This is a genomic window from Streptomyces antibioticus, assembly GCF_002019855.1.
Lineage (GTDB): Bacteria > Actinomycetota > Actinomycetes > Streptomycetales > Streptomycetaceae > Streptomyces > Streptomyces antibioticus_B.
The window spans coordinates 4,153,405-4,178,496 of sequence record NZ_CM007717.1; the positions used below are offsets into that span (position 1 = coordinate 4,153,405).

At 68.8% G+C, this 25,092-nt stretch carries 23 protein-coding genes and 2 rRNA genes; 15 read left to right on the forward strand and 10 right to left on the reverse strand.

The genetic code is table 11. From position 1 onward, the window contains the following. The first annotated feature begins 12 nt into the window (after positions 1–12). From AFM16_RS18660 to pstB, 5 genes are all read left to right on the forward strand, one after another. Positions 13–471 carry an NUDIX hydrolase gene (locus tag AFM16_RS18660; RefSeq protein ID WP_245177731.1) on the forward strand — a complete coding sequence of 153 codons (459 nt, stop codon included), beginning with the start codon at positions 13–15 and terminating at the stop codon, positions 469–471. 370 nt (positions 472–841) lie between these two features. Further along, entirely contained in the window at positions 842–1,975 is a 1,134-nt protein-coding gene (gene pstS, locus AFM16_RS18665) for a phosphate ABC transporter substrate-binding protein PstS (RefSeq protein ID WP_030795332.1), read from the forward strand. A 140-nt stretch (positions 1,976–2,115) separates the two neighbouring features. Further along, positions 2,116–3,135, forward strand: a complete 1,020-nt coding sequence (pstC, locus tag AFM16_RS18670; RefSeq protein WP_030795334.1) for a phosphate ABC transporter permease subunit PstC — start codon at positions 2,116–2,118, stop codon at positions 3,133–3,135. Next, entirely contained in the window at positions 3,132–4,196 is a 1,065-nt protein-coding gene (gene pstA, locus AFM16_RS18675; RefSeq protein ID WP_030795337.1) for a phosphate ABC transporter permease PstA, read from the forward strand. The genes pstC and pstA overlap by 4 nt, the downstream gene beginning before the upstream one ends. 42 nt (positions 4,197–4,238) lie before the next feature. Beyond that, positions 4,239–5,015: a phosphate ABC transporter ATP-binding protein PstB gene (gene pstB / locus AFM16_RS18680; RefSeq protein WP_030795341.1), complete on the forward strand. Its 777-nt coding sequence runs from the start codon at positions 4,239–4,241 to the stop codon at positions 5,013–5,015. A gap of 238 nt (positions 5,016–5,253) precedes the next feature. On the opposite strand, the gene AFM16_RS18685 is transcribed toward pstB, so the two are convergent. Both AFM16_RS18685 and AFM16_RS18690 read right to left on the reverse strand, forming a co-directional pair. After that, a complete protein-coding gene (locus AFM16_RS18685) occupies positions 5,254–6,252 on the reverse strand; it encodes an inorganic phosphate transporter (RefSeq protein WP_030795343.1) in 999 nt (332 codons plus the stop codon). Positions 6,253–6,259: 7 nt separating this feature from the next. Then, entirely contained in the window at positions 6,260–6,880 is a 621-nt protein-coding gene (locus tag AFM16_RS18690; protein ID WP_030795345.1) for a DUF47 domain-containing protein, read from the reverse strand. Between the two features lie 215 nt (positions 6,881–7,095). Here AFM16_RS18690 and AFM16_RS18695 point away from each other — a divergent pair, with 215 nt between their 5' ends. Continuing rightward, on the forward strand, positions 7,096–7,428 hold the full coding sequence (locus AFM16_RS18695) for a metal-sensitive transcriptional regulator (protein WP_030795348.1): 333 nt from the start codon (positions 7,096–7,098) through the stop codon (positions 7,426–7,428). Here the strand turns inward: AFM16_RS18695 and AFM16_RS18700 are convergent. Both AFM16_RS18700 and AFM16_RS18705 read right to left on the reverse strand, forming a co-directional pair. Continuing rightward, entirely contained in the window at positions 7,414–7,608 is a 195-nt protein-coding gene (locus tag AFM16_RS18700; protein ID WP_030795352.1) for a hypothetical protein, read from the reverse strand. The genes AFM16_RS18695 and AFM16_RS18700 overlap by 15 nt on opposite strands. Positions 7,609–7,679: 71 nt before the next feature. Then, entirely contained in the window at positions 7,680–8,555 is an 876-nt protein-coding gene (locus AFM16_RS18705; RefSeq protein WP_030795356.1) for an SCO4651 family lipoprotein, read from the reverse strand. Positions 8,556–8,671: 116 nt separating this feature from the next. Here AFM16_RS18705 and AFM16_RS18710 point away from each other — a divergent pair, with 116 nt between their 5' ends. Continuing rightward, on the forward strand, positions 8,672–8,854 hold the full coding sequence (locus tag AFM16_RS18710; RefSeq protein ID WP_078634007.1) for a hypothetical protein: 183 nt from the start codon (positions 8,672–8,674) through the stop codon (positions 8,852–8,854). A 183-nt stretch (positions 8,855–9,037) separates the two neighbouring features. Beyond that, complete coding sequence (locus AFM16_RS18715; RefSeq protein ID WP_078634008.1) at positions 9,038–10,609, forward strand: FAD-binding oxidoreductase; 1,572 nt, start codon at positions 9,038–9,040, stop codon at positions 10,607–10,609. Positions 10,610–10,633: 24 nt separating this feature from the next. Here the strand turns inward: AFM16_RS18715 and AFM16_RS18720 are convergent, their stop codons facing one another. Then, on the reverse strand, positions 10,634–11,341 hold the full coding sequence (locus AFM16_RS18720) for a phosphatase PAP2 family protein (protein ID WP_078634009.1): 708 nt from the start codon (positions 11,339–11,341) through the stop codon (positions 10,634–10,636). 167 nt (positions 11,342–11,508) lie between these two features. Continuing rightward, positions 11,509–12,516 carry a C40 family peptidase gene (locus tag AFM16_RS18725; RefSeq protein WP_030795362.1) on the reverse strand — a complete coding sequence of 336 codons (1,008 nt, stop codon included), beginning with the start codon at positions 12,514–12,516 and terminating at the stop codon, positions 11,509–11,511. 104 nt (positions 12,517–12,620) lie between these two features. Between AFM16_RS18725 and AFM16_RS18730 the strand changes: the two genes are divergently transcribed. Continuing rightward, on the forward strand, positions 12,621–12,863 hold the full coding sequence (locus AFM16_RS18730; protein ID WP_030795363.1) for a hypothetical protein: 243 nt from the start codon (positions 12,621–12,623) through the stop codon (positions 12,861–12,863). Positions 12,864–12,870: 7 nt separating this feature from the next. On the opposite strand, the gene AFM16_RS18735 is transcribed toward AFM16_RS18730, so the two are convergent. Next, on the reverse strand, positions 12,871–13,680 hold the full coding sequence (locus AFM16_RS18735) for a GNAT family N-acetyltransferase (protein ID WP_245177732.1): 810 nt from the start codon (positions 13,678–13,680) through the stop codon (positions 12,871–12,873). 332 nt (positions 13,681–14,012) lie between these two features. Here AFM16_RS18735 and AFM16_RS18740 point away from each other — a divergent pair, with 332 nt between their 5' ends. The 6 genes from AFM16_RS18740 to AFM16_RS18765 all read left to right on the forward strand — a co-directional run bounded on the left by AFM16_RS18740 (position 14,013) and on the right by AFM16_RS18765 (position 21,097). Further along, positions 14,013–14,321 (forward strand): DUF8827 family protein, encoded by a 309-nt coding sequence (locus AFM16_RS18740; RefSeq protein WP_030795368.1) that lies wholly within the window; start codon positions 14,013–14,015, stop codon positions 14,319–14,321. Positions 14,322–14,483: 162 nt separating this feature from the next. Further along, the gene (locus AFM16_RS18745) at positions 14,484–15,302 is read left to right on the forward strand and encodes a DUF8175 domain-containg protein (protein ID WP_078634011.1); all 819 of its coding nucleotides are present in this window, start codon (positions 14,484–14,486) and stop codon (positions 15,300–15,302) included. Beyond that, positions 15,292–16,632 (forward strand): membrane protein, encoded by a 1,341-nt coding sequence (locus AFM16_RS18750; RefSeq protein ID WP_030795373.1) that lies wholly within the window; start codon positions 15,292–15,294, stop codon positions 16,630–16,632. Before AFM16_RS18745 ends, AFM16_RS18750 begins: the two co-directional genes overlap by 11 nt. A 14-nt stretch (positions 16,633–16,646) precedes the next feature. Then, positions 16,647–18,188 (forward strand): SCO6880 family protein, encoded by a 1,542-nt coding sequence (locus AFM16_RS18755; RefSeq protein ID WP_107419114.1) that lies wholly within the window; start codon positions 16,647–16,649, stop codon positions 18,186–18,188. Between the two features lie 8 nt (positions 18,189–18,196). Next, on the forward strand, positions 18,197–19,612 hold the full coding sequence (locus tag AFM16_RS18760; RefSeq protein WP_030795379.1) for an ATP-binding protein: 1,416 nt from the start codon (positions 18,197–18,199) through the stop codon (positions 19,610–19,612). A gap of 30 nt (positions 19,613–19,642) precedes the next feature. Continuing rightward, positions 19,643–21,097, forward strand: coding sequence for a type IV secretory system conjugative DNA transfer family protein (locus AFM16_RS18765; RefSeq protein ID WP_078634012.1), 1,455 nt, complete (start codon positions 19,643–19,645; stop codon positions 21,095–21,097). Here AFM16_RS18765 and AFM16_RS18770 read toward each other — a convergent pair. The 3 genes from AFM16_RS18770 to AFM16_RS18780 all read right to left on the reverse strand — a co-directional run bounded on the left by AFM16_RS18770 (position 21,086) and on the right by AFM16_RS18780 (position 25,035). After that, complete coding sequence (locus tag AFM16_RS18770) at positions 21,086–21,631, reverse strand: GNAT family N-acetyltransferase (protein WP_107419115.1); 546 nt, start codon at positions 21,629–21,631, stop codon at positions 21,086–21,088. The genes AFM16_RS18765 and AFM16_RS18770 overlap by 12 nt on opposite strands. Before the next feature lie 75 nt (positions 21,632–21,706). After that, positions 21,707–21,823 (reverse strand): 5S ribosomal RNA (gene rrf / locus AFM16_RS18775). 90 nt (positions 21,824–21,913) lie between these two features. Then, positions 21,914–25,035 (reverse strand): 23S ribosomal RNA (locus tag AFM16_RS18780). Between the last annotated feature and the right edge of the window lie 57 nt (positions 25,036–25,092).

The window sequence follows — 25,092 nt, forward strand, 5'->3', positions numbered from 1 at the left end:
GGTGAGACACAGGTGAGTTCCCCGAACCCGACCCCCGAGACCCCCGAGACACCCGAGACCCCCGAGACGCCCGTGCAGGCGGCCGGCTGCGTCCTGTGGCGCCGTTCGCCGGTAGACGGTGAACTGGAGGTGTGCCTGGTCCACCGACCGAAGTACGACGACTGGTCACACCCCAAGGGCAAGCTCAAGCGGGGCGAGGATCCGCTCGCCGGTGCCCTGCGCGAGGTGGCCGAGGAGACCGGGTACGGAGCGGCACCGGGTACCGGCCTGCCCACCCTGGAGTACGAGGCGAACGGCCGCCCCAAGCAGGTCCGCTACTGGGCGGCCGAGGCGGTCTCCGGCACCTTCACCCCGAACGACGAGGTGGACCGCCTCCTCTGGCTCCCTCCGTCCTCCGCCCGCACCCGCCTCACCCAGCCCAGGGACCGCGACCTGGTCGACGCCCTGCTGACCGCGCTCCACCGGGCCTGACACCGGACCTGACGCCGGGCCTGACACCGGACCTGGCACCGGCCCGGTGCCGGGCCCCATGCCCGGCCTGGCGCCGGACCCAAGGCCGGATCCCCCCTCGGATCCGCCCCGCCGGCCACCCTCTTCCCCCCACCGCCCCGGAACCGCCCCGTGTCCTCCGCGTAAGCGTTCCGTGACCTCACCGGCACTTCCCCATGGGTTCACCCGCCGTTCATTCACGCCCATAGGCGCCTTCACCTGTTCTGCCTAATTTCGGCCTTACCGGCAGGACAGCGACCAGACGGAGGACCCGGACGGACGCCGCCCGCCACCCATGAACTTCGCACGCCGCCGGATTCAGGACGGCGGCTCCCGGAAGGATCTCCCTCAAGTGAAGCTTCAGCGCATGAACCGGCGGGCCCTCACCCTCGGTGCTCTCGCCGTCTCCGGCGCCCTGGCCCTCACGGCGTGCGGCTCCGACGACACCGGCGCCGCCGGCGACAGCGGCACCAGCGCGTCCGCGACCGCCGCCGCCGGCGACATCAAGTGCGACGACGCCAAGGGCCAGCTCCTCGCCGACGGCTCCTCCGCGCAGAAGAACGCGATCGACGCCTGGGTCAAGAACTTCACCCAGGCCTGCAACGGCGTCCAGGTCAACTACAAGGGCTCCGGCTCGGGCGCCGGTGTCACCGCGTTCACCCAGGGCACCGTCGCCTTCGCCGGCTCCGACTCCGCGCTGAAGCCGGAGGAGGTCGCCGCCTCCAAGAAGGTCTGCACCGACGGCCAGGGCATCGACCTGCCGATGGTGGCCGGCCCGATCGCGGTCGCCTACAACGTCTCCGGCGTGGACGACCTGGTGCTCGACGCCCCGACGATCGCCAAGATCTTCGACGGCAAGATCACCAACTGGAACGACGCCGCCATCGCGAAGCTCAACCCCGACGCGAAGCTGCCCGACCTCAAGATCCAGCCGTACCACCGCTCGGACGAGTCCGGCACCACGGACAACTTCACCAAGTACCTGATCGCCGCCACCCCCGACAACTGGAAGTACGAGGGCGGCAAGGCGTGGCAGGCCAAGGGCGGCCAGTCCGCGGCCGGCTCCTCCGGTGTCGCCCAGGGCGTCAAGCAGACCAACGGCGCGATCGGCTACATGGAGCTGTCCTACGCCAAGGACGGCCTCGGCACCGTCGCCATCGACACCGGCGCCGCCGCCCCGGTCAAGGCGTCCTCCGACGGCGCGACCAAGGCCGTCGCCGCCGCCCAGGTCGTCGGCACCGGCAACGACCTGTCGCTGAAGCTCGACTACACGACCAAGGCCGAGGGCGCCTACCCGATCACCCTGGTCACGTACGAGATCGCCTGCGACAAGGGCAACAAGGCCGAGACCCTCCCCGCCACCAAGGCGTTCCTGCGCTACATCGCCAGCGAGCAGGGCCAGGGCATCCTCTCGGGCATCGACTACGCGCCGATCCCCGACGCCATCATCAGCAAGGTCCGCACCACCGTCGAGGGCCTGAGCTAGTCCGATGGTGCGGTCCGGCGCCGGGGCGACCCGGTCCGGACCGCACCCGTCCGGTGCACCGCCGCCAGGGGCCGTCCGTCGTCGGCCCCGCCCGAGCCGCCCGCTCCACCCGCGAACGGCTCCGCAGACCGGAGACCCCCATGGACATATCAACGAAGAGGACGGGCGCGGACGACGTGCCCGACACGAACATCCCCCCGGCACCGACGGCCGAGCAGAAGCGCGCGGCCCGCGGCGCCACCCGCCCCGGCGACCGGATCTTCCTCGGCCTCTCTCGCGGCTCGGGCATCCTGCTGCTCGCGATCATGGCCGCGATCGCGGTCTTCCTGACCTACCGCGCCTACCTCGCCATCAGCGAGGACGACGCGAACTTCCTGACCACCTTCGAGTGGAACACCGGCCTGGTCCCGCCGAAGTTCGGCATCGCGGTCCTGGCCTTCGGCACGGTCGTCTCGTCGGTCATCGCCATGGTCATCGCGGTCCCGATCGCGGTCGCCATCGCGCTGTTCATCACCCACTACGCCCCCCGCCGGCTGAGCGGCCCGGTCGCCTACGTGGTCGACCTGCTCGCCGCGGTCCCGTCCATCGTGTACGGCCTGTGGGGCGCCCTGGTGCTGGTGCCGTACCTGGACGGCCTGTTCGGCTGGCTGAACGACTTCTTCGGCTGGACCGGCGTCTTCTCCTGGGACGAGGGCGCCCCGCGCTCGATGCTCACCGTCGGCATCCTGCTGGCGATCATGATCCTGCCGATCATCACCAACGTCAGCCGCGAGGTCTTCCGGCAGGTCCCGCAGATGCACGAGGAGGCGGCCCTGGCGCTCGGCGCCACCCGCTGGGAGGTCGTCCGCATGGCGGTGATCCCCTTCGGCCGCTCCGGTGTGATCTCGGCCTCGATGCTCGGCCTCGGCCGCGCGCTCGGCGAAACGATGGCCGTGGCCACCGTCCTCTCCCCCGACTTCGACATCCACGCCAGCCTGCTGAACCCCGGCGGCGGCACCTTCGCCCAGAACATCGCCAGCAAGTTCAACGAGGCGACGGAGTTCGGCCGTGACGCGCTCATCGCCTCCGGTCTGGTCCTGTTCGTCATCACCCTGCTGGTCAACGGCGCGGCACGCATGATCATCGCCCGCCGCAAGGAGTACTCGGGGGCCAACGCATGAGCCACGCAGCAACCGTCTCCGACAAGCGCCCCAGCACCCTGCGCGGCGCGAGCCTCCCGAAGTGGTCGCCGTGGGCGATCGCGGCCGGCGCCATCGCCGTGGCCGTCGGCATCGGCCTGGCCGCCGGACTGCACAGCCGGGTCCAGTGGGGCCTGATCGCCGGTCTCCTCTTCGTCGTCGGCACCTACGGCATCGCCGCGAAGGTGGAGGGCCGCCGCCAGGCCAAGGACCGCATCGCGACCTCGCTGGTCTGGGTCGCGTTCGTCCTGGCCGTCGTCCCGCTGGTCTCCCTGCTGTGGACGACGATCGTCCGCGGTGTGAAGGTCCTGGACGTCTACTTCCTGACCCACTCCATGGGCGTGGTCGCCGACTCCGAGCCGGGCGGCGGCATCTACCACGCCATCATCGGCAGCCTGGAGCAGGTCGGCCTGGCCACCCTGATCGGCGCCCCGATCGGCATCCTGACGGCGATCTACCTGGTCGAGTACGGCCGCGGCGGGCTGGCGAAGGCGGTCACCTTCTTCGTCGACGTCATGACGGGCATCCCGTCGATCGTCGCGGGCCTGTTCATCCTCAGCCTGATGCTGATGTTCGACATGCAGCCCTTCGGCTTCGCCGGCTCCCTCGCCCTGGCGATCCTGATGATGCCGGTGGTCGTACGCTCGACCGAGGAGATGCTGAAGCTCGTCCCGAACGAACTGCGCGAGGCGAGCCTGGCGCTCGGTGTCCCGAAGTGGCGCACCATCCTCAAGGTGGTGGTCCCGACCTCGATCGGCGGCATCATCACCGGTGTGATGCTGTCGGTCGCCCGCATCGCGGGTGAGACCGCCCCCGTCCTGCTGCTGGTCTTCGGCAACCCCTTCATCAACAACAACCCCTTCGAAGGGGCGCAGGCGTCGCTGCCGCTCTACATCTACCAGCAGTACTCGCAGAGCGCGGGTTCGACGGCGGCCTACGACCGGGCCTGGGCGGCCTCGCTCACGCTGATCGCCTTCGTGATGATCCTCAACATGGTGGCCCGCGGCATCGCCCGCTGGAAGGCCCCGAAGACCGGTCGCTGACCGCGGCCCTCGGCGACCGAGACTGGAAGTGAAGAAGTAACCATGGCCAAGCGAATCGACGTAAGCGGACTGACCGCGTACTACGGCGCCCACAAGGCGATCGAGGACATCTCGATGACGGTGGAGCCGCGTTCGGTGACGGCGTTCATCGGGCCGTCCGGCTGCGGCAAGTCGACGTTCCTGCGCACGCTGAACCGTATGCACGAGGTGACGTCCGGCGGCCGGGTCGAGGGCAAGGTGCTCCTCGACGACGAGGACCTGTACGGCGCGGGGGTGGACCCGGTGTCGGTCCGCCGCGAGATCGGCATGGTCTTCCAGCGCCCGAACCCCTTCCCCACCATGTCGATCTTCGACAACGTGGCGGCGGGCCTGCGCCTCAACGGCAGCTACAAGAAGAGCGAGCTGTCCGAGGTCGTCGAGCGGTCCCTCAAGGGCGCGAACCTCTGGAACGAGGTCAAGGACCGCCTCAACAAGCCGGGCTCCGGCCTGTCGGGCGGCCAGCAGCAGCGGCTGTGCATCGCGCGCGCCATCGCGGTCGAGCCGAAGGTGCTGCTCATGGACGAGCCCTGCTCGGCCCTGGACCCGATCTCCACGCTCGCCATCGAGGACCTGATCGGCGAGCTGAAGGAACGCTTCACGATCGTCATCGTGACGCACAACATGCAGCAGGCGGCCCGGGTCTCCGACCGCACCGCCTTCTTCAACCTGGCGGCCGTCGGCCGTCCCGGCAAGCTGATCGAGATAGACGACACGGAGCGCATCTTCTCCAACCCGTCCGTCCAGGCCACGGAGGACTACATCTCGGGCCGCTTCGGCTAGACCCCTCGCGGTGCTGCATGGCGGTGCCACCGCGAGGCGCAAAAGGGCCCGCCCCCATTCCGGGGGCGGGCCCACACGCGTTGTTCTCGGGCACTTCTTGTCCCACCGAGACGGGCCTCTCCATCCCAACCGAGACGGACGCCTCCCCATCCCAACCGAGTCGGGTGCCTCTTCATCCAACCGAGTCGGGTGGGTGGGTGGGAAACATGGGGTCCGGGGCGGAGCCCCGTGGCGTCGGCTACAAGAACGCCAGGTTCACGACCCAGAACGACAGCGCAGCGACCACCGCAGCCGCCGGCATCGTGATGAACCACCCGAGCACGATGTTCTTCGCCACACCCCACCGCACCGCGTTGATCCGCTTCGTCGCCCCCACACCCATGATCGCCGAGGTGATCACATGCGTCGTGGAGATCGGCGCCTTGAACAGAAACGCCGTCGTGAACATGATCGACGCCCCCGTCGTCTCCGCAGCGAACCCCTGCGGCGGATCCAGCTCGATGATCTTCCGCCCCAGCGTCCGCATGATCCGCCACCCCCCGGCGTACGTACCCGCGGACAGCATCACCGCACAGACGATCTTCACCCACACCGGGATCGGATCGCCGTAGTCCTCGACGTCCGCGATGACGAGCGCCATCACCACGATGCCCATCGTCTTCTGCGCGTCCTGAAGACCGTGCCCCAGCGCCATCCCCGCCGCGGAGACGGTCTGCGCGATCCGGAATCCACGCTTCGCCTTGTGCGGATTGGCCCGCCGGAACAGCCACAGGATCGCGGTCATCACCAGATAGCCGACGATCAGACCCACCAGCGGCGACAGGAACATCGGGATGACGACCTTCTCCAGGACGCCGCTCCAGTAGACCGTCGTACCGCCCGCCAGCGCGGCCCCCACCATCCCGCCGAACAGCGCGTGCGACGAGGACGAGGGCAGCCCGAAGTACCAGGTGATGAGGTTCCAGGTGATCGCGCCGACCAGCGCGGCGAAGAGGATCCCCATCCCCTTCGAGCCCTCGGGCGTCTCGATCAGCCCCTCGCTGACCGTCTTGGCGACCCCGGACCCCATGAACGCGCCGGCGAGGTTCATCACCGCGGCCATCGCCAGCGCGGCACGCGGCGTCAGCGCGCGCGTCGACACCGAGGTGGCGATGGCGTTCGCCGAGTCGTGGAAACCGTTCGTGTACGTGAAAAAGAGCGCGACCCCGACGGTCACGACCAGTGCAAGGGTGTCCATGAAAGGTTCAGGACTCCTTGACGGCGATGGTCTCCACCGTGTTCGCCACGTGCTCGAACGCGTCGGCCGCTTCTTCCAGCACGTCCACGATCTGCTTGAGCTTCAGCACCTCGATCGCGTCGTACTTGCCGTTGAACAGGTGCGCCAGCAGCTTGCGGTGGATCTGGTCCGCCTGGTTCTCCAGCCGGTTGACCTCGATCCAGTACTCGGTGAGGTTCTGCATCGTCCGCAGGTTCGGCATCGCCTCGGCGGTCAGCTCGGCCGCCCGCGCCAGCACCTCGATCTGCTGCTCGACGCCCTTGGGCAGCTCCTCGACGTTGTAGAGGACGACCAGGTCGACGGCCTCCTCCATGAAGTCCATGATGTCGTCGAGGGAGGACGCCAGGGAGTAGATGTCCTCGCGGTCGAACGGCGTGATGAAGGAGGAGTTGAGCTGGTGGAAGATCGCGTGCGTGGCGTCGTCACCGGCGTGTTCCGCGGCCCGCATACGCTCTGCGATCTCGGCCCGGCCGGACGAGTCCGCCCCGAGCAGTTCCATCAGGAGCTTGGAGCCCGTGACGATGTTGTCCGCGGATGCGGCGAACATGTCGTAGAAGCTCGTCTCCCTGGGGGTCAGACGAAAGCGCACGTGAGGTCCTCGGAATGGATCGGTTTCGGTCAAGCTGGTGGCCAGGTTGATGCTAGGCGCACCATCCGACCGTGGCTATCGGGCCGTCCCCCAGTGTCGCCCATCAGGCACAGTGATCAGCACGGGGGCGGCCACGGAGTTCTCACGGGCCCTCTACCCGCAAAGTTCGTTACGATATACCCGGCAGGGGTATATGTCCGAAACGGGAGGACGCGATGACGACCACAGAGGTCACCGAGGACGCACCGACCGCCGAGACGCACGCCACACACGGCTACCACAAGCAGAAGGACGAGCACCTCAAACGCCTGCGCCGGATCGAGGGCCAGATCCGCGGTCTCCAGCGCATGGTCGACGAGGACACCTACTGCATCGACATACTCACCCAGGTGTCCGCCTCCACCAAAGCGCTGCAGTCGTTCGCGCTGCAACTGCTGGAGGAGCACCTGCGCCACTGCGTCGCCGACGCGGCCGTCAAGGGCGGCGAGGAGATCGACGCGAAGGTCGAGGAGGCCACGAAGGCGATCGGCCGGCTACTGCGCACCTGACCCGGTGGGCCGCGCCGCGGCCGCCCGCTCCTCCCCGACCCGCAGCACCTGGTCGATGCTCTCCAGGCTGAGCCGCTCCTCGGCCGCCGAGGCCGCGATGATCAGCTCCCCGCACAGCTCGATCTCGGCGAGGGCCACGTGGTCCTGAACTGCCGTACCGCCGACCGGAGCCACGCGCATCACCTCGTCTCTGCCGTCACCGGCTTCCTAGAGTAGGGAGCGGTATACATCGCGCGCATGGCACGGACGGGCTAGTCCTTGCCCCCCGCGGCGGCCTCCGCGCCCCCGGTGTCCTCCGCGATCCGCCCGGCGTAGATGTCCCCGGACGCCGGCAGCCGTACGTCGACGGGGGCCCCGAAGTCGTAGAGCAGGGTCGTGGAGGCCACCGCCACCGCCTTCTCCTGCCGTCCGTTGACAAAGCTGAACCGGTGCCGGACCTTGCGGATGCGCCCCTCGTCGTCGAGGTACACGTCGAACGGCACCCGCGCCGTGGCGAACCCTTTCGCCGCCGCCCGCAGCGGCCCCCGGCCCCCCGCGGAGGCCCCCTCGGCCGCCAGCGCCAGATCCGCCGTCCCGCGGTAGTGCCGCACCGGCGTCCCGGCCACCTCGGTCCGCCCCACGTACGTCGCCGTGCGCGTCCCGCGCAGCACCTCGGCCGCGGCGAACGGGTCGGTGGCCCCGCCGGTCACCAGATTCCCGTCGGACAGCGCCGCCGTCTCCACCCGCACCCACTTGTCCTCGGGCACCCCCGCGCCCCGGTTCTTCATGAACAGCGCGCCCGGCGCGAGGAGTTCGGTGATCGGCCGGTGCTCGACGGTGCCCGCCGGATCCTGCGGCAGCAGCACCTTCAGCTCGCCGAGCTGCCGGCGGTAGTCGTAGACCCCCTGGCCGCGGATGGTGACCCGGGTGCCGCCGGTGGCCATCTCCATCGAGGTGCGCGCCTTGGACGTGCCCGCCCGCACCAACGTGTCGGCGGCCCGGTGCAGCAGCGGGACCGGGTCTCCCGCCCGGCCGTCCTCGGTGTCGGAGCCCCCGGCGGAACATCCGCCCGCCCCCGTGCAGACCCCGGCCACCAGGCCCGCGACGACGACCACCGCACCCCTTCGACTGTGCCACCGCTGCGCCATCGCCCGCCTGCCTCGACCGATCCGTCCGTCAGGGGCCCCCAGGAGTCCCCGTCGTTCCGCATAACGACGGGTACGTGCCCCCGTCACGCGCGCCCGGGGCCGGTAACGTTGTCGTCGTGACACAGCAGGACGGTTCGGCCCCTCCCCTCTCCGACGGGGAGCACGACAGGGAACACCTCACCACGACCGTCGAACAGGGCCGCTTCTGTGTGGCCCGGTGCACCTGCGGCTGGCGCGGACCGGCCCGCAGGGCACGCAGCCTGGCGAGAACCGACGCCGCGGACCACCTCCGCGGCTGACCACCCCACCGCTTCCGACCCCACCCGCTCCACTCCGCCGCACCCCGCGCCCGCCCCGGCCGACGTCACCGTTCCGTCACCGCCCGGCCGCCGGCGGAACCCGCCCTTCCGAGACCCCGTCTCGCAGGACGAGGCCCCCGGTGGCCGACAGACGAGCCGACAGGCCGACGGAAGGCGCAGGACATGCAACGGCGTACGTTCATCGCGGGCGGCACCGCCGCCCTCGCGGCGCTCACCACGGCCGCCTGCACGGGCGGCGACGACACGGGAGGCACCACGGACGGCTCCGCTCCCCGCCCCGGCACCGCGGCCGCGTCCCCGACACTGATCACCACCGGCGTCTCCGCGGCCGCCAACTGGTCCGCACTCGCACGCGACTTGGACGGCCCGCTGATCCGCCCCGGCGACGCCTCCTGGAACACCGCCCGCAAGCTCTACAACACCCGCTTCGACACCCTCAAGCCGGCCGCCGTGGCCTACGTCGCCCACACCGACGACATCCGCACGGTCCTGGCGTACGCCCGCGCCCACCGCACGAAGGTCGCGATCCGCAACGGCGGCCACTCCTACGGCGGTTGGTCCTCCGGGGACGGCCGCCTGATCGTCGACGTCTCCAAGCTCGACAAGGTACGGGCGAGCGGGAGTTCGGCCGTGGTCGGCGCCGGCGCGAAGCTGATCGACGTCTACCGGGCACTCGCCGCCAAGGGCGTGACGATCCCGGCCGGCTCCTGCCCCACGGTCGGCGTCTCGGGCCTGGTGCTCGGCGGCGGCCACGGCGTGGTCTCCCGCGCCTACGGCCTGACCTGCGACAGCCTCACCCGGGCCACGATCGTCACGGCGGACGGCAAGCAGCTCGTCGCCGACGCCACCCACAACAAGGACCTGTTCTGGGCGCTGCGCGGCGCGGGCAACGGCAACTTCGGCGTCGTCACCGAGCTGCAGTTCAGGACCCATCCCGCGCCCCAGGCGGTCACCGGCTATCTCACCTGGCCCTGGGCGAAGGCGGCCGCGGTGGTGAAGGCGTGGCAGGAGTGGGGCCCCTCCCAGCCCGACGAGATCTGGTCCTCGCTCCATGTCTCCGCCTCGCCCGGCCGCACCCCCACCGTCTCGGTCGCCGCGTTCAGCATCGGCACCCACGGCGGGCTGAAGAACGCCGTGGACCGGCTGGCGGACCGGGTGGGCGCCCCGGCGTCGAGCGTGTCCCTGCGGCGCCGCTCCTACGAGGAGGCGATGGAGGTCTACGCCGGCTGCTCGTCCTTCGCCACCGACGCCCAGTGCCATCTGCCGGGCTCGACCCCGGGCCGCTCCCCGCAGGGCAAGCTGGGCCGCGAGACGTACGCGGCCCGCTCGGACTTCTTCGACCGCTCCCTGTCGGCGGCGGGCATCCAGACCCTGCTCAAGCAGATCACCGCGGTGCAGGGCGGCGCGGGCAGCATCGCGCTCACCGCGCTCGGCGGCGCCGTCAACCGGGTCTCCCCCACCGCCACGGCGTTCGTCCACCGCCGCTCGCGCATGCTCGCCCAGTACATCGCGTCCTGGGGAGCCGGCTCGGCGGGGACGGCGGCCCAGTCCTGGCTGACGAGGGCGCACAAGGCGATGGGCCCGTACGCCTCGGGCGCCGCCTACCAGAACTACGCCGACCCGACGCTGACGAACTGGCGCAAGGCGTACTACGGCGACGCCCTCCCGCGCCTGACCCAGCTCAAGAGGCAGTACGACCCGCAGGGCTTCTTCAGCTACCCGCAGGCCCTCTGAGGCCCCCTCACGGCAGCCTCCGGCCTACGCCGCGAGGTCCCGCTCCCTGCTCGCCGACCGCCGCGCCCCCGGGACCATCGCGTCCCGGGCGCCGGCGCGGGCCTCCTTGCTGCGCACCACCCAGCCGAGCCGCGACGACCGGTCCACGGCCTTCAGCAGCGGCGTGAGCAGCATCGACGCGAACGGCGACAGCAGCAGGGCCACCGCCGTACCGAGGGCGAAGCCGCCGATGACGTCCGTCGGGTAGTGCACGCCCATGTAGACCCGGCAGAACCCTTCGAGCAGGGCTATCCCGAGGCCCACGAGCCCGAACTTCCGGTTGGCGACGAACAGCGCGACCGCCATGGCCATGGTGATGGTGGCGTGGTCGCTGACGAAGGAGTAGTCGGTCTTCCCGGAGACCAGCACCTCCAGGCCCTGATGGTCGAGGAAGGGCCGGGGCCGCTCCACGAACCCGCGTATCGGCACATTGACGACCACGGCGACGGCGGCGGCGAGCGGGGCCCACACCAGCGCGGCGACGGAGGACGCGGCCTCCTCGACCCCGCCGGGCCGCCGGCGCACGGTCCACCAGCACCACATGATCATCAGGATCATGGCGAACAACAGGCCGTACTCGCCGACGAACTCCACGACCCGGTCCAGCCAGTGCGGTGCGTCCTTCGCGAGCCCGTTGATGTCGTAGAGCAGGTCGACGTCGGGGTTCGACCCGGAGTCGGCGAGTCCAGCCATGGTGCTGCGGCCCCTTCGTCATGATCGTGCGCGGCGCTCGCGTGCGCCTGTCCCCACAGGAACGCACGACCCCCGTCGATACGTTCCGCTCTCCATCGAATGATCACGCAGACGTTATCGAAGAGAGATACATCACCGCAGCTCAGGGGGGTCGAAGACGGTCCCCGTCAGACGGTCGTGGGGAGCGCTTTCGCGCCATCTTCGGTCACCCGGGTGGCGCCGAAGTACTTGCGGGTGTCGATCGGGTCGAACCGGATGACGGCGCCCGTGTACGGAGCGTCGATCATGTACCCGCCGCCGACGTAGATGCCCACGTGGTCGATGGCACGGGAGTTGGTGGGATCGGGCGAGAAGAACACCAGGTCACCGGGGAGCAGTTCGTCACGGGAGGGGTGCGGTCCCGCGTTGTACTGGTCATTGGCCACCCGGGGCAGGGTGATCCCCACGCTCTCGTAGGCAGCCTTGGTCAGCCCCGAACAGTCGAACCGCCCACCCTGATCAGCCGTACCGTTCCCACCCCACAGATAGGGCGTGCCAAGCTTCTTCTGCGCAAAGTAGATAGCCCCCGCGGCCTGCTCGGAGGGGTCGACCCGGGTCACCGGGGCCGCGAAGGACTCCTCCAGGGTCGTGATCGTCTTCACGTAGTTCTGGGTCTCCCGGTACGGCGGCACGCCCCCGTACTTGATGACCGCGTAGGCACCCGCGTTGTAGGCGGCGAGCATGTTCCGTGTGGCGTCGCCGGGGACGTCCTTCACGTACGAGGCGAGCTGGCAGTCGTACGACGCGGCCGACGGGATCGCGTCGTCGGGGTCCCAGACGTCACGGTCGCCGTCGCCGTCGCCGTCGATGCCGTGCGTGGCCCAGGTGCCGGGGATGAACTGCGCTATCCCCTGCGCGGCCGCCGGGCTCTGCGCCCTGGGGTTGAAGCCGCTCTCCTGGTAGAGCTGGGCGGCGAGCAGCGCGGGGTTGATGGCGGGGCAGAGATTGCCCCACTTCTGCACGAGGTTCTGGTACGCGGCCGGCACGGCACCCTTGGCGAGCGTCCTGACGCCGCCGCCGACCCCGCCCGTGACGTTCCCGGCGACCAGGTACACGCCGATGACGAGCACCATCATGAAGGCGACCCCGGCACCGACGGCGGCCGTCCCCACGATCCACGCCTTACGCACCGTCAACCGCCCCTCGCCGCCCGTGAGTCCGCCCCGGTCAGTGTAGAGGCGTATAAGTTCGTGCACGGAGACCGCAGAGCGCCGTTTTCACGCCGAGGAGGACCCCGCCGATGTCCGACGTCCCCCAGGACCTCACCTGGATCCGCGCCGCCCCGCCGGGAGCGACCGGCCCCGGCCCCTGGTTCGAGGTCGCCTTCGGTGAGGGCGACGACGGCGAGGCCCCCGTCCACATCCGCGTCACCGACAACCCGGAGAACATCGTCACGACGAACCGCCGCAAGTGGGACGCCTTCGTCCTGGGCGTCCAGGCAGGCGAGTTCGACCACTTCGTGGAAGGCGTGGACCTGACCTGACCGGGCGTCACGGACCACCGCCGCCCTCGTCCAGGGCGTCCAGAAACCGCCCCTGGAAGTCCCTCTCGGCCCGCCGACAGGGCGCCGAGAAGAAGGCCCGCCCGGCCTCCGCGAGCGAACACCCCAGCAGGGCCCTGGTGACCAGCACCGCCTCGGCCCCGTGGCAGCCGTGGTCCTTCAGCCACTGCTGGAGCCGGTCCGGATCCCGGGACGCTTCCCAGCCCGGCCGGGCGGCCTCGACCACGGCCGCGACGCGATGCTCGCGCCCCCACACATCCCCCCGCACCACCGCATGCAGATGCTGGTCGTGCCACCCGTCCTCGTGCAGCAGCGCGCCCCGCATCGTGCCCTCGTACGCGTAGCCCGCCTTTCCCGCCACCCGGCAGGACGGCTCGTTCGCCACGGAGTGGCACAGGCGCAGGCGGTGCAGGCCGAGGTCGTCGAAGGCCCAGCGGGTCAGTCGTTCCACCGCCGGGACGGCGAGGCCGCGCCCCCGGGCCGGCGGCAGCAGCCAGTACACGATCTCCGCGCTCCCGCCCGCGAGATCGACGTCGTTCCAGCCGGCCAGCCCGACGACGTCCCCGCCGTCCACCGGCGCGAGGGCCCAGACCGCGCCGGTCCCGGCCCGCCACCGCTCGCCCATGCGCGCGATCCGCAGCTCGGCGGCGGTGAGGTCGGCGACGGTCAGCAGGTTCCACTTCCGGATCGCGGGATCCCCCGCGGCCGCGACCAGCGCCGCCGCGTCCGCCGCCCGCCAGGGCCGCAGCTCCAGTCCCTGCGCCACCGGCCCCAGCACGGGCTGTTCGGCACCCCTCATCGTCTCTGACGCCCCCTCACTCGCCATGGGCCCACCGCCACCATGAGACCATCGGAGAACAGGAAGACCGGCCTCACCCGACCAGCCGTCAGAAGCGGAACAGGGCCGTGAAGTGGGTCAACGACGGAACCACACCAAGGTTCCGCTCCGGCCTCATTGCCCGGCGTGACCGGCCGTGATACACAGAGTGACCGTACGAGACATTCATACGAATCCCGCTCATCAATGGCGCCAAGTCGACATGAGACGGCGGCATTGTCGGCGACAATGAGTCCTGACCTCTGCACACCGCAGGGGACACGCGGAACTACCCACCAGGGGCGGTGACTTACATGCTGTTCGCGGCCGACAAAGGCGATATCAACACCATCATCGGCGGGATCGCTCCCGACTGGGGCCCCTTCGGCAGCCTGGGCAACGAGGCGAAGACGATGATCCAGGTGGTGATGGCCGTGGCCATCCTGCTCTGCCTGGGCATCGCCGTCTGGGGCGCGGCCAAACAGCGCATCGGCGCCACGGCCCTCCGGGACACCTTCAGCGCGGAACAGGGCAAGGGCCTCATCATCGCCGGCCTGACGGGCGTCTTCATCATCGGATCGCTCGGCACCCTGTTCACGATCGTGTACGGCATGGCCATCTAGCCCGGCTCCCCGGCCCCCGCACTCCCACCCACCCGTCGCGCCCACCGGCTGAGGTTGCGTCTCCCTGATGTCGAGTCACCACACCGCGCCCGCGCGGGAACCAGCACGGCTACCGTCGTACTCCTACGCGTTCCGGTACGGCAGCGAGGGGGCGTTCGCGGCATGACTCCCGGCGACGAACACGACTACGGCGAGCACACGGGCACCCGTCTGCGCCTCCCCGAGACCGACCCCTACGGCGGCGCCCGCCGCCCCGCCCGCTCCTCGTCCCGCAGCCTGGTCACGGTCGTCGGCGTCGTCGTCCTCCTCATCGCGGCCATCGCCTTCGCGAACCGCGGCGGAGACGACTCCGGTTCCTCCGGCACGGCCACGGAAGCGAACAAGCCGGAAACCAAGTCCACGGCCCCCACCGGCACGAAGCCGGTGGAGTCGAAGCGGGCCGGCATCCCGTCCGGGTTCGCCCGGACCGAACAGGGCGCCCAGTCGGCGGCCGCCAACTACGCGGTGGCGCTGGGCTCGACCGGCATGTTCAAGAAGGACAGCAGACACAGCCTCGTCGACGCCGTCTACACCACCGGCGCGGCGGCGAAGCTCCAGGGCGCCATGGACCAGGCGTACTCGGCCGACTTCCTCGCCAAGATGGGCCTGGACGCCGGGGGCGCCGCCCCCAAGGGCAACACCTTCGTCTCCCGCGTCGTCCCCGTGGGCACCACCGTCGAGGCGTACTCGGACACGACCGCCAAGGTCGCCGTCTGGTACCTCGGTCTGATCGGCATGTCCGGCACCACGTCGACCGACCCGGTCACCTCGTCCTGGAAGACCTGGACGTTCGACCTGACCTGGGCCGACGGCGACTGGAAGATCGCCGCCGACACCCAGCGCAACGGCCCCGCCCCGGTCCCCGGCGACGACCAGGCCGCCACCTCCGACGAGATCAGCAAGGCCATCGAGGAGTACGGAGGGTTCACGTATGCCCGGTAACCCGCACCGCCTGCTCAGGCTCGCCGGAGTCGTTACGGCCGTCCAGACCTCCGCCGTGCTGCTGGCCACCCGCGCCTACGCGGCCCCGACACCCGACCCGAGCCCGTCGGGCTCGCCGACGCCCAGCCCCAGCAACACCGTGGACTGCAGCCTGATCCCGGGCGAGGCCAAGAAGTACTGCGAGCGCGGCAACACCAGCCCCGGCACCACCCAGAACCCCACCGTCTCCGACACCCTAGACCCCCTCTCCTCCCTGGCGAAGGGCTGTGCCGAGGCCGCCGCGTGGACCGTCAAGAAGCTCAGTGAGGCGGTGAAGGAGACGGCGAACGTCGACTTCACCAACCCCCGCTTCCTCCAGCAGTACGCCGTCGTCTTCGCCGCCTCCACCGTCCTCACCCTCCTGCTGTGGCTGCTGGCCGTCGCCAAGCGGGCGGTCCGCGGCGTCCCCCTGCCCACCGCCATCGGCGAAGCCGTCGGCTTCCTCTGGCTGACCGTCCTCGCCTCCGCCTTCACCCCCCTGATCCTCTACACCGTCGTCTCCGCCACCGACGGCATCACCGAGGTCCTCGCGAAGACCACCGGCGACCAGACCGACACCTTCTTCGGCACCTTCTCCGCCGCCCTGGAGAAGGGCGAGAACATCGGCGGCGGCCCGATCATGCTGATCGTCGTCTCCCTGGTCAGCATCCTCGCCGCCGGCGTCCTCTGGCTGGAGCTGGTCATCCGCGCCGCGCTCCTCTACGTCGGCGCCCTCCTCGGCACCGTCGTCTACGCCGGCCTGGTCGACAAGAACCTGTGGAGCCACGTCCGCCGCTGGGCCGGCATCATGATCGCCGTCATCCTGGTCAAACCGGTCATCGTGATCGTCCTCGGCCTGGCCGGCGCCCTCTCCGCCGACGACGGACCCAACGCGTTCTCCGCCGTCGTCTCCGGCCTGTCCATCATCCTGCTCGCCATCTTCGCCAGCGCGATGATCTACCGCTTCGTCCCCGGCTTCGGCGACGAGATCGCCGGCTCCCGCAACAACCGCATCATGCAGGGCGCCGAAGGCAAGGCCGCCGCAGTCATCAGCTCCCCCGCGACCCTCGTCGCCCAGGGCATCAAGACCCACAGCACCCGCGCCGACAACAACGGCGGCGGAACCACCTCCAGTGGCCCCCGCCCCGCCAACCCGGCCTCCGGAGGCGTCGCCGCGCACAGCTCGCGCACCTCGAACGGAGGCGGCGGATCTGTCCCCTCCGCCGCACCCGCACCCCGCACGAGCGGCACGGTCAACACCCCGCACGCAGGCAACACCCGCAACAACCGCACGGGAGGTGAAGGGCGTTGACGACCGAGTCCCACATGTCCCACGCGATCTCGCCCCGCCGCACTTATCTGATCGGCCGCGCCCGGCCGAACGCGATCGTCGGCCGCAACCGCGAGACCGGCGAGATCGCCCTGATCATCGCCGGGGCCTTCCTCGGCATGATGTGCGGACTCCTCGTCCCCGTCCTCTCGCTGCGCATCGTGCTGCTGACCGGCTTCCCGCTGATCGCGCTCGCCGCGGTCTACGTGCCGTACAAGCACCGCACGTTCTACAAGTGGTTCGAGATCAACCGCAGTTACAAGCGCAGCCTGCGCCGCGGCACCGCCTACCGCTCCGGCGTCATGGAGGCCGGCACCCGCATCGGCGGCGAGGAGATCGAGGTCGGCCCGCCCCCGGGCATCGGCCGCATCAGCTGGCTGGCCGCCCCCTTCGGCCCCGACGAGATCGCCGTACTCCTGCACGCGGACCGCCGTACGGTCACCGCCGCCATCGAGATCGAGGGCCCCGGCGTCGGCCTGCGCGACAGCGAGGACCAGGAAGCCCTCGTCGACCGCTTCGGCACCCTCCTCAAGCACGTGGCCAACGGCGACGGATTCGTCACCCGCCTCCAGATGCTCGCCCGCACCCTGCCCGCCGACCCCGACGCCCACGCCAAGGACGTCGCCCAGCGCGGCGACGACAAGGCCCTGCCCTGGCTCCAGACGTCGTACGACCAGCTCCAGTCCATGGTGTCGACGAGCAGCGAGCAGCACCGCGCCTACCTCGTCGCCTGCATGCACTACAACCGCGAACTGGCCGCCGAGGCCCACGCCATGGCCCGCGCCGCCCGCCCCCAGGCCGGCCGCAAGCTGGACCGCGACGCCGGCCTCGCCGTCGTCATGGCCCGCGAGCTGACCGACATCTGCTCCCGGCTCCAGGAGGCGGACATCCGCGTCCGCCAGCCCCTCGGCCAGGGCCGCCTCGCCTCGCTCATCCACTCCATGTACGACCCGGACCACCCCATCGACCACATCCAGGCGATGACCCGGCGCAACGCCTGGCCGGCCGAACTGGACGCCATGGAGCCCACGTTCCTCCAGGCCAAGACCCGCGAGTCGGCCACCCGCGCCCCCTGGTGCCACGCCACGGCCTGGGTCAAGGAGTGGCCCATGACCCCCGTCGGCGTGAACTTCCTGGCCCCGCTCCTCGTCCACACCCCGGACGTCATCCGCACCGTCGCCGTCACGATGGACCTCGAACCCACCGAGGTCGCCATCGAACGCATGCTCACCGAGAAGACCAACGACGAGGCCGAGGCCAGCCGCGCCGCCAAGATGAACCGCACCGTCGACCCCCGCGACGTCGCCGCCCACTCCCGCCTCGACCAGCGGGGCGAGGACCTGGCCTCCGGCGCCGCCGGCGTCAACCTGGTCGGCTACATCACCGTCTCCTCCCGGACCCCCGAGGCCCTCGCCCGCGACAAGCGCACGATAAGGGCGTCCGCGGGCAAGTCGTACCTGAAGCTGGAGTGGTGCGACCGTGAGCACCACCGCGCGTTCGTGAACACGCTCCCGTTCGCCACCGGCATCCGAAGGTAGGGCTTCACATGCGGGACCCGCTGTCCGTCCTCACCGACGCCTTCACGGCCTTCCTCTTCGGCAAGGTCGAGACGACCCGGCTGCCCGTCCGCACCTCCACCGGCCAGGCCCAGGCGGTCTACCTGCCCACGGCCGCCCCCGGCCTCGGCGACTCCGGCGTCATCATCGGCCGCGAGGTGTACTCCGGCAAGGGCTACATCTACGACCCCTTCCAGCTCTACGGCCAGCAGCTCCCGGCCCCGCACTGGCTGGTCCTCGGCGAGTCCGGCAACGGCAAGTCGGCGCTGGAGAAGACGTACGTCCTGCGCCAGCTCCGCTTCCGCGACCGCCAGGTCGTCGTCCTGGACGCCCAGGGCGAGGACGGCGTCGGCGAATGGAACCTCATCGCGCAGGCGCTGGGAATAACTCCCATCCGCCTGGACCCGATGGCCGCCCTGAACCACGGCATCCGCCTCAACCCCCTGGACCCGTCCATCACCACCACGGGCCAGCTCGCGCTGCTGCGCACGATCATCGAGGTGGCGATGGGCCACGGCCTGGACGAACGCTCCGGCTTCGCCCTCAAGGTCGCGCACGCCTACGTCAACGAGACGATCGTCGAACGCCAGCCGGTCCTCATGGACATCGTCGAGCAGCTCCGTCACCCCGAGCCCGAGTCGGCCGAGGCGATGAACGTCGCCATAGACGACGTACGCGCCTGGGGCCTGGACGTCGCCCTGGTCCTGGACCGCCTGGTCGACGGCGACCTGCGCGGCATGTTCGACGGCCCGACCACGGTCGGCATCGACCTCGACGCGCCCCTGATCGTCTTCGACCTCTCGCACATCGACCGCAACTCCATCGCCATGCCCATCCTGATGGCGATCGTCGGCGTCTGGCTGGAGCACACCTGGATCCGCCCCGACCGGAAGAAGCGCATCTTCCTGGTCGAGGAGGCATGGCACATCATCAACAGCCCCTTCGTCGCCCAGCTCTTCCAGCGCCTGCTGAAGTTCGGCCGGCGCCTCGGCCTGTCCTTCGTCGCGGTGGTCCACCATCTCTCGGACGTCGTGGACGGAGCGGCCGCGAAGGAGGCGGCGGCGATCCTGAAGATGGCCTCCACCAGGACGATCTACGCCCAGAAGGCCGACGAGGCACGGGCCACCGGCCGCGTCCTCGGCCTGCCCCGCTGGGCGGTGGAGATCATCCCCACGCTGACCCCCGGCATCGCCGTCTGGGACGTCAACGGCAATGTCCAGGTCGTCAAACACCTGGTCACGGAGACCGAACGCCCCCTGGTCTTCACGGACCGCGCGATGACGGAGTCCTCCGCCGACCGCCTGGCCTCCGACGACGCCCTGCGCGCCGCGGAACTCGAACAGGAGGAGCGGGCGGCGGCCTTCATGGAACAGCACCTGGGCGACTCGGAATCCACGGTGGCGTAGTCGGCGCGGGCAGACAGGGAGTGCGGTGCGATGAGACCGGGTGAGAACCGGCACGACGGCGGCCAGGGCGGCGGCGTCCCCGACGGCCTGCTGATCGGCATCATCGCGTTCCTGCTCGGCATCACCCTGCTGACCTGGACCGCGGCGGGCCTCGCCGCCCTCCTGGCGCACGGCGCCTGGCCCGAGGGGCTCAGCTTCACCCGCACCCCGCTGGCCATGCGCCATCTCGTCTCGGCGCCCCGCGACCTCCCGGCCGCCTGGCCGGACACGGCACCGCAGGCCCTGTCCGGCTACGGCCTCTTCTGGGGCCTGCTCATCGGCCAGTTGATGATCCTCCTGGTCCTGGCCATCTTCACGATGGGCACCCTGGCCCGCTGGAAGGCGGTCCGCGCACGCAAGAGAGCCGGCGCCTACGACACCCCGCCGCCACCGGAGCCCGCCCCTACGGCGACGGAATACCTCCCCGCCGCGCCGACCCCGTCGATCCCGGCCCCCGCCGCACCCCCCATCGCTCCGCTCACCGCCGCACCCCCCACCGCTCCGCTCACCGTCGAACGACCCACCGGCGCCGTCCACTTCGCCCCGCCCGCCGACCGCAGATCCCCCGCCGTCCAGGCCATCCAGGACGCCGAGGGCGCCACCCTGGTCGTCACCTCCGACCCCACCCTCTGGCAGGACACCAAGGACGCCCGCGCCAAACTGGGCCCGGTCCACCTTTACGACCCCGCCCACCTCTGCGACACCCCGTCCCGCCTCCACTGGTCCCCGACCACGGGCTGCGAGGACAAGCCGACGGCGGCAGCCCGGGCCACCGCACTCCTGACCCCCGTGAAGCCGACGGCACGCCTCGACCAGGCGGTCAACGACACCGCCGAAACCCTGCTGCGCAGCTACCTGCACGCCGCCGCCCTCGACGGCCGCACCATCCGCCACGTCCACCGCTGGTGCCAGGGGACCGGCGTCCAGGAGGCGGTCCGCACCCTGCGCACCCACCCCAAGGCGGCCCCCGGCTCCGCCGGCGAACTCGAAGCCGCGCTGACCGCACACCCCGAACGCCGGGACATCGCCCACGAACTGACGACCCGGGCGCTCTCCGCCCTCTCCGTCGTCAACCTCCGCGAGGCATGTACTCCAAACCGAACTGATGCCCTCGCCTTGGATTCCTTCGTGGACGAAGGGGGCAGTCTTTACGTGGTCGGCGAATCCATCGAGGACCCCAGGACGCATCCCGGCGCGATGCCGCTCCTCACGGCCCTCGTCTCCAGCGTGGTCGAGCGCGGCCGGCGCATGGCCGAACGGTCATCCTCCGGTCGCCTCGACCCACCACTGACCCTGGTCCTGGACGACATCGCGGCCGTGGCCCCGCTCCCCCAGCTCCCGGACCTCCTCGCCTCCGGAGCCGACCAGGGCCTGCCCACCCTCGCCCTCCTCCGCTCCCGCGAACAGGCCAAGTCCCGCTGGCCCCACCACGACCTACCGCTCTAGCACCAACTCCAACTCGGACTCCCCGGCCCCTTCCTCGAGCGCCACGGTCACCCCACTGGCCACGAACCCCATCCGCCGGTACGCCGCCAACGCCGGCGCATTGTCCTCATGCACGATGAGCCGCACCCGCTCGAGCCCCAGCCCCCAGGCCCACTCCAACGCGGCATCGAACAACCCCCGGCTCACCGCGCCCCCACGCCACTCGGGCCGCACATACACCCCGACGACATGCCCTTGCCGACGCTCGACGTCGAACCCGGCCCAGTCGACCGTCCCGGCCTCCTCCACGAGCACAGTGACCGTGCCCACCCAGGTGCCGTCCCCGGCCACGGCGATGAACTGCCGCGCCCCGAGGGCCTCTTCACCGGCCCCGACGGCCCGCTCCTGCCAGAAGGTGTCCGGCCGCTCGACGGCGTCCTCGTACGTCTCCAGAAAGGCGAGCGGCGCCGCCGGATCCTTGAGCGCCAGCAACCGCAGCGCCTTCACGGACTCCCACTCGCCGGCCTGTATGCCCCGCACAATGAAGTCACTCATGGGGTTCACAGTAATAACCCCGGTAAACGCAGAAAACCCCGCACCATAAACGGTGCGGGGTTTCCCACAATGATTGTTCGGCGGTGTCCTACTCTCCCACAGGGTCCCCCCTGCAGTACCATCGGCGCTGTGAGGCTTAGCTTCCGGGTTCGGAATGTAACCGGGCGTTTCCCTCACGCTATGACCACCGAAACACTATGAAACTGTCCAGCCGCACCACGCCCTGACACGGGCGTGGGGCTGTTCGTGGTTTCAGAACCAACACAGTGGACGCGAGCAACTGAGGACAAGCCCTCGGCCTATTAGTACCGGTCACCTCCACACGTTACCGTGCTTCCAGATCCGGCCTATCAACCCAGTCGTCTACTGGGAGCCTTACCCCATCAAGTGGGTGGGAGTCCTCATCTCGAAGCAGGCTTCCCGCTTAGATGCTTTCAGCGGTTATCCCTCCCGAACGTAGCCAACCAGCCATGCCCTTGGCAGAACAACTGGCACACCAGAGGTTCGTCCGTCCCGGTCCTCTCGTACTAGGGACAGCCCTTCTCAAGACTCCTACGCGCACAGCGGATAGGGACCGAACTGTCTCACGACGTTCTAAACCCAGCTCGCGTACCGCTTTAATGGGCGAACAGCCCAACCCTTGGGACCGACTCCAGCCCCAGGATGCGACGAGCCGACATCGAGGTGCCAAACCATCCCGTCGATATGGACTCTTGGGGAAGATCAGCCTGTTATCCCCGGGGTACCTTTTATCCGTTGAGCGACGGCGCTTCCACAAGCCACCGCCGGATCACTAGTCCCGACTTTCGTCCCTGCTCGACCCGTCGGTCTCACAGTCAAGCTCCCTTGTGCACTTACACTCAACACCTGATTGCCAACCAGGCTGAGGGAACCTTTGGGCGCCTCCGTTACCCTTTAGGAGGCAACCGCCCCAGTTAAACTACCCATCAGACACTGTCCCTGATCCGGATCACGGACCCAGGTTAGACATCCAGCACGACCAGAGTGGTATTTCAACGACGACTCCACCTGAACTGGCGTCCAAGCTTCACAGTCTCCCACCTATCCTACACAAGCCGAACCGAACACCAATATCAAACTGTAGTAAAGGTCCCGGGGTCTTTCCGTCCTGCTGCGCGAAACGAGCATCTTTACTCGTAGTGCAATTTCACCGGGCCTATGGTTGAGACAGTCGAGAAGTCGTTACGCCATTCGTGCAGGTCGGAACTTACCCGACAAGGAATTTCGCTACCTTAGGATGGTTATAGTTACCACCGCCGTTTACTGGCGCTTAAGTTCTCAGCTTCGCCAMSMCGAAKMBTGACTAACCGGTCCCCTTAACGTTCCAGCACCGGGCAGGCGTCAGTCCGTATACATCGCCTTACGGCTTCGCACGGACCTGTGTTTTTAGTAAACAGTCGCTTCTCGCTGGTCTCTGCGGCCACCCCCAGCTCGRRSAGCAAGTSYYCTCACCARDBRTGGCCCCCCTTCTCCCGAAGTTACGGGGGCATTTTGCCGAGTTCCTTAACCATAGTTCACCCGAACGCCTCGGTATTCTCTACCTGACCACCTGAGTCGGTTTAGGGTACGGGCCGCCATGAAACTCGCTAGAGGCTTTTCTCGACAGCATAGGATCATCCACTTCACCACAATCGGCTCGGCATCAGGTCTCASMCTMWRTGWSWGGCGGATTTGCCTACMTSWCGKSCTACACCCTTACCCCGGGACAACCACCGCCCGGGCTGGACTACCTTCCTGCGTCACCCCATCACTCACCTACTRCMASYYTGGKYCRKCGGCTCCACCACTYYCCTTKCCCCGAAGGSTCCGGRRCGGCTTCACGGMCTTAGCATYRMYDGGTTCGATGTTTGACGCTTCACAGCGGGTACCGGAATATCAACCGGTTATCCATCGACTACGCCTGTCGGCCTCGCCTTAGGTCCCGACTTACCCTGGGCAGATCAGCTTGACCCAGGAACCCTTAGTCAATCGGCGCACACGTTTCTCACGTGTGAATCGCTACTCATGCCTGCATTCTCACTCGTGAACCGTCCACCACTGCCTTCCGGCGCRGCTTCACCCGGCACACGACGCTCCCCTACCCATCMMWRNMGSCGTTGGSCSTRTTRYWKSAATGACACGACTTCGGCGGTACGCTTGAGCCCCGCTACATTGTCGGCGCGGAATCACTAGACCAGTGAGCTATTACGCACTCTTTCAAGGGTGGCTGCTTCTAAGCCAACCTCCTGGTTGTCTCTGCGACTCCACATCCTTTCCCACTTAGCGTACGCTTAGGGGCCTTAGTCGATGCTCTGGGCTGTTTCCCTCTCGACCATGGAGCTTATCCCCCACAGTCTCACTGCCGCGCTCTCACTTACCGGCATTCGGAGTTTGGCTAAGGTCAGTAACCCGGTAGGGCCCATCGCCTATCCAGTGCTCTACCTCCGGCAAGAAACACACGACGCTGCACCTAAATGCATTTCGGGGAGAACCAGCTATCACGGAGTTTGATTGGCCTTTCACCCCTAACCACAGGTCATCCCCCAGGTTTTCAACCCTGGTGGGTTCGGTCCTCCACGAAGTCTTACCTCCGCTTCAACCTGCCCATGGCTAGATCACTCCGCTTCGGGTCTTGAGCGTGCTACTAAARYCGCCCTGTTCGGACTCGCTTTCGCTACGGCTACCCCACCCGGGTTAACCTCGCAACACACCGCAAACTCGCAGGCTCATTCTTCAAAAGGCACGCAGTCACGAGAWMWSWGCAAGCWSWKWTCCGACGCTCCCACGGCTTGTAGGCACACGGTTTCAGGTACTATTTCACTCCGCTCCCGCGGTACTTTTCACCATTCCCTCACGGTACTATCCGCTATCGGTCACCAGGGAATATTTAGGCTTAGCGGGTGGTCCCGCCAGATTCACACGGGATTTCTCGGGCCCCGTGCTACTTGGGTGTCTCTCAAACGAGCCGCTGACGTTTCGACTACGGGGGTCTTACCCTCTACGCCGGACCTTTCGCATGTCCTTCGCCTACATCAACGGTTTCTGACTCGTCCYRYSGCCGGCAGACSRYRGAAGAGAGATCCCACAACCCCGCACACGCAACCCCTGCCGGGTCTCACACGTATACGGTTTGGCCTCATCCGGTTTCGCTCGCCACTACTCCCGGAATCACGGTTGTTTTCTCTTCCTGAGGGTACTGAGATGTTTCACTTCCCCTCGTTCCCTCCACACTGCCTATGTGTTCAGCAGCGGGTGACAGCCCATGACGACTGCCGGGTTTCCCCATTCGGAAACCCCCGGATCAAAGCCTGGTTGACGACTCCCCGGGGACTATCGTGGCCTCCCACGTCCTTCATCGGTTCCTGGTGCCAAGGCATCCACCGTGCGCCCTTAAAAACTTGGCCACAGATGCTCGCGTCCACTGTGCAGTTCTCAAACAACGACCAGCCACCCATCACCCC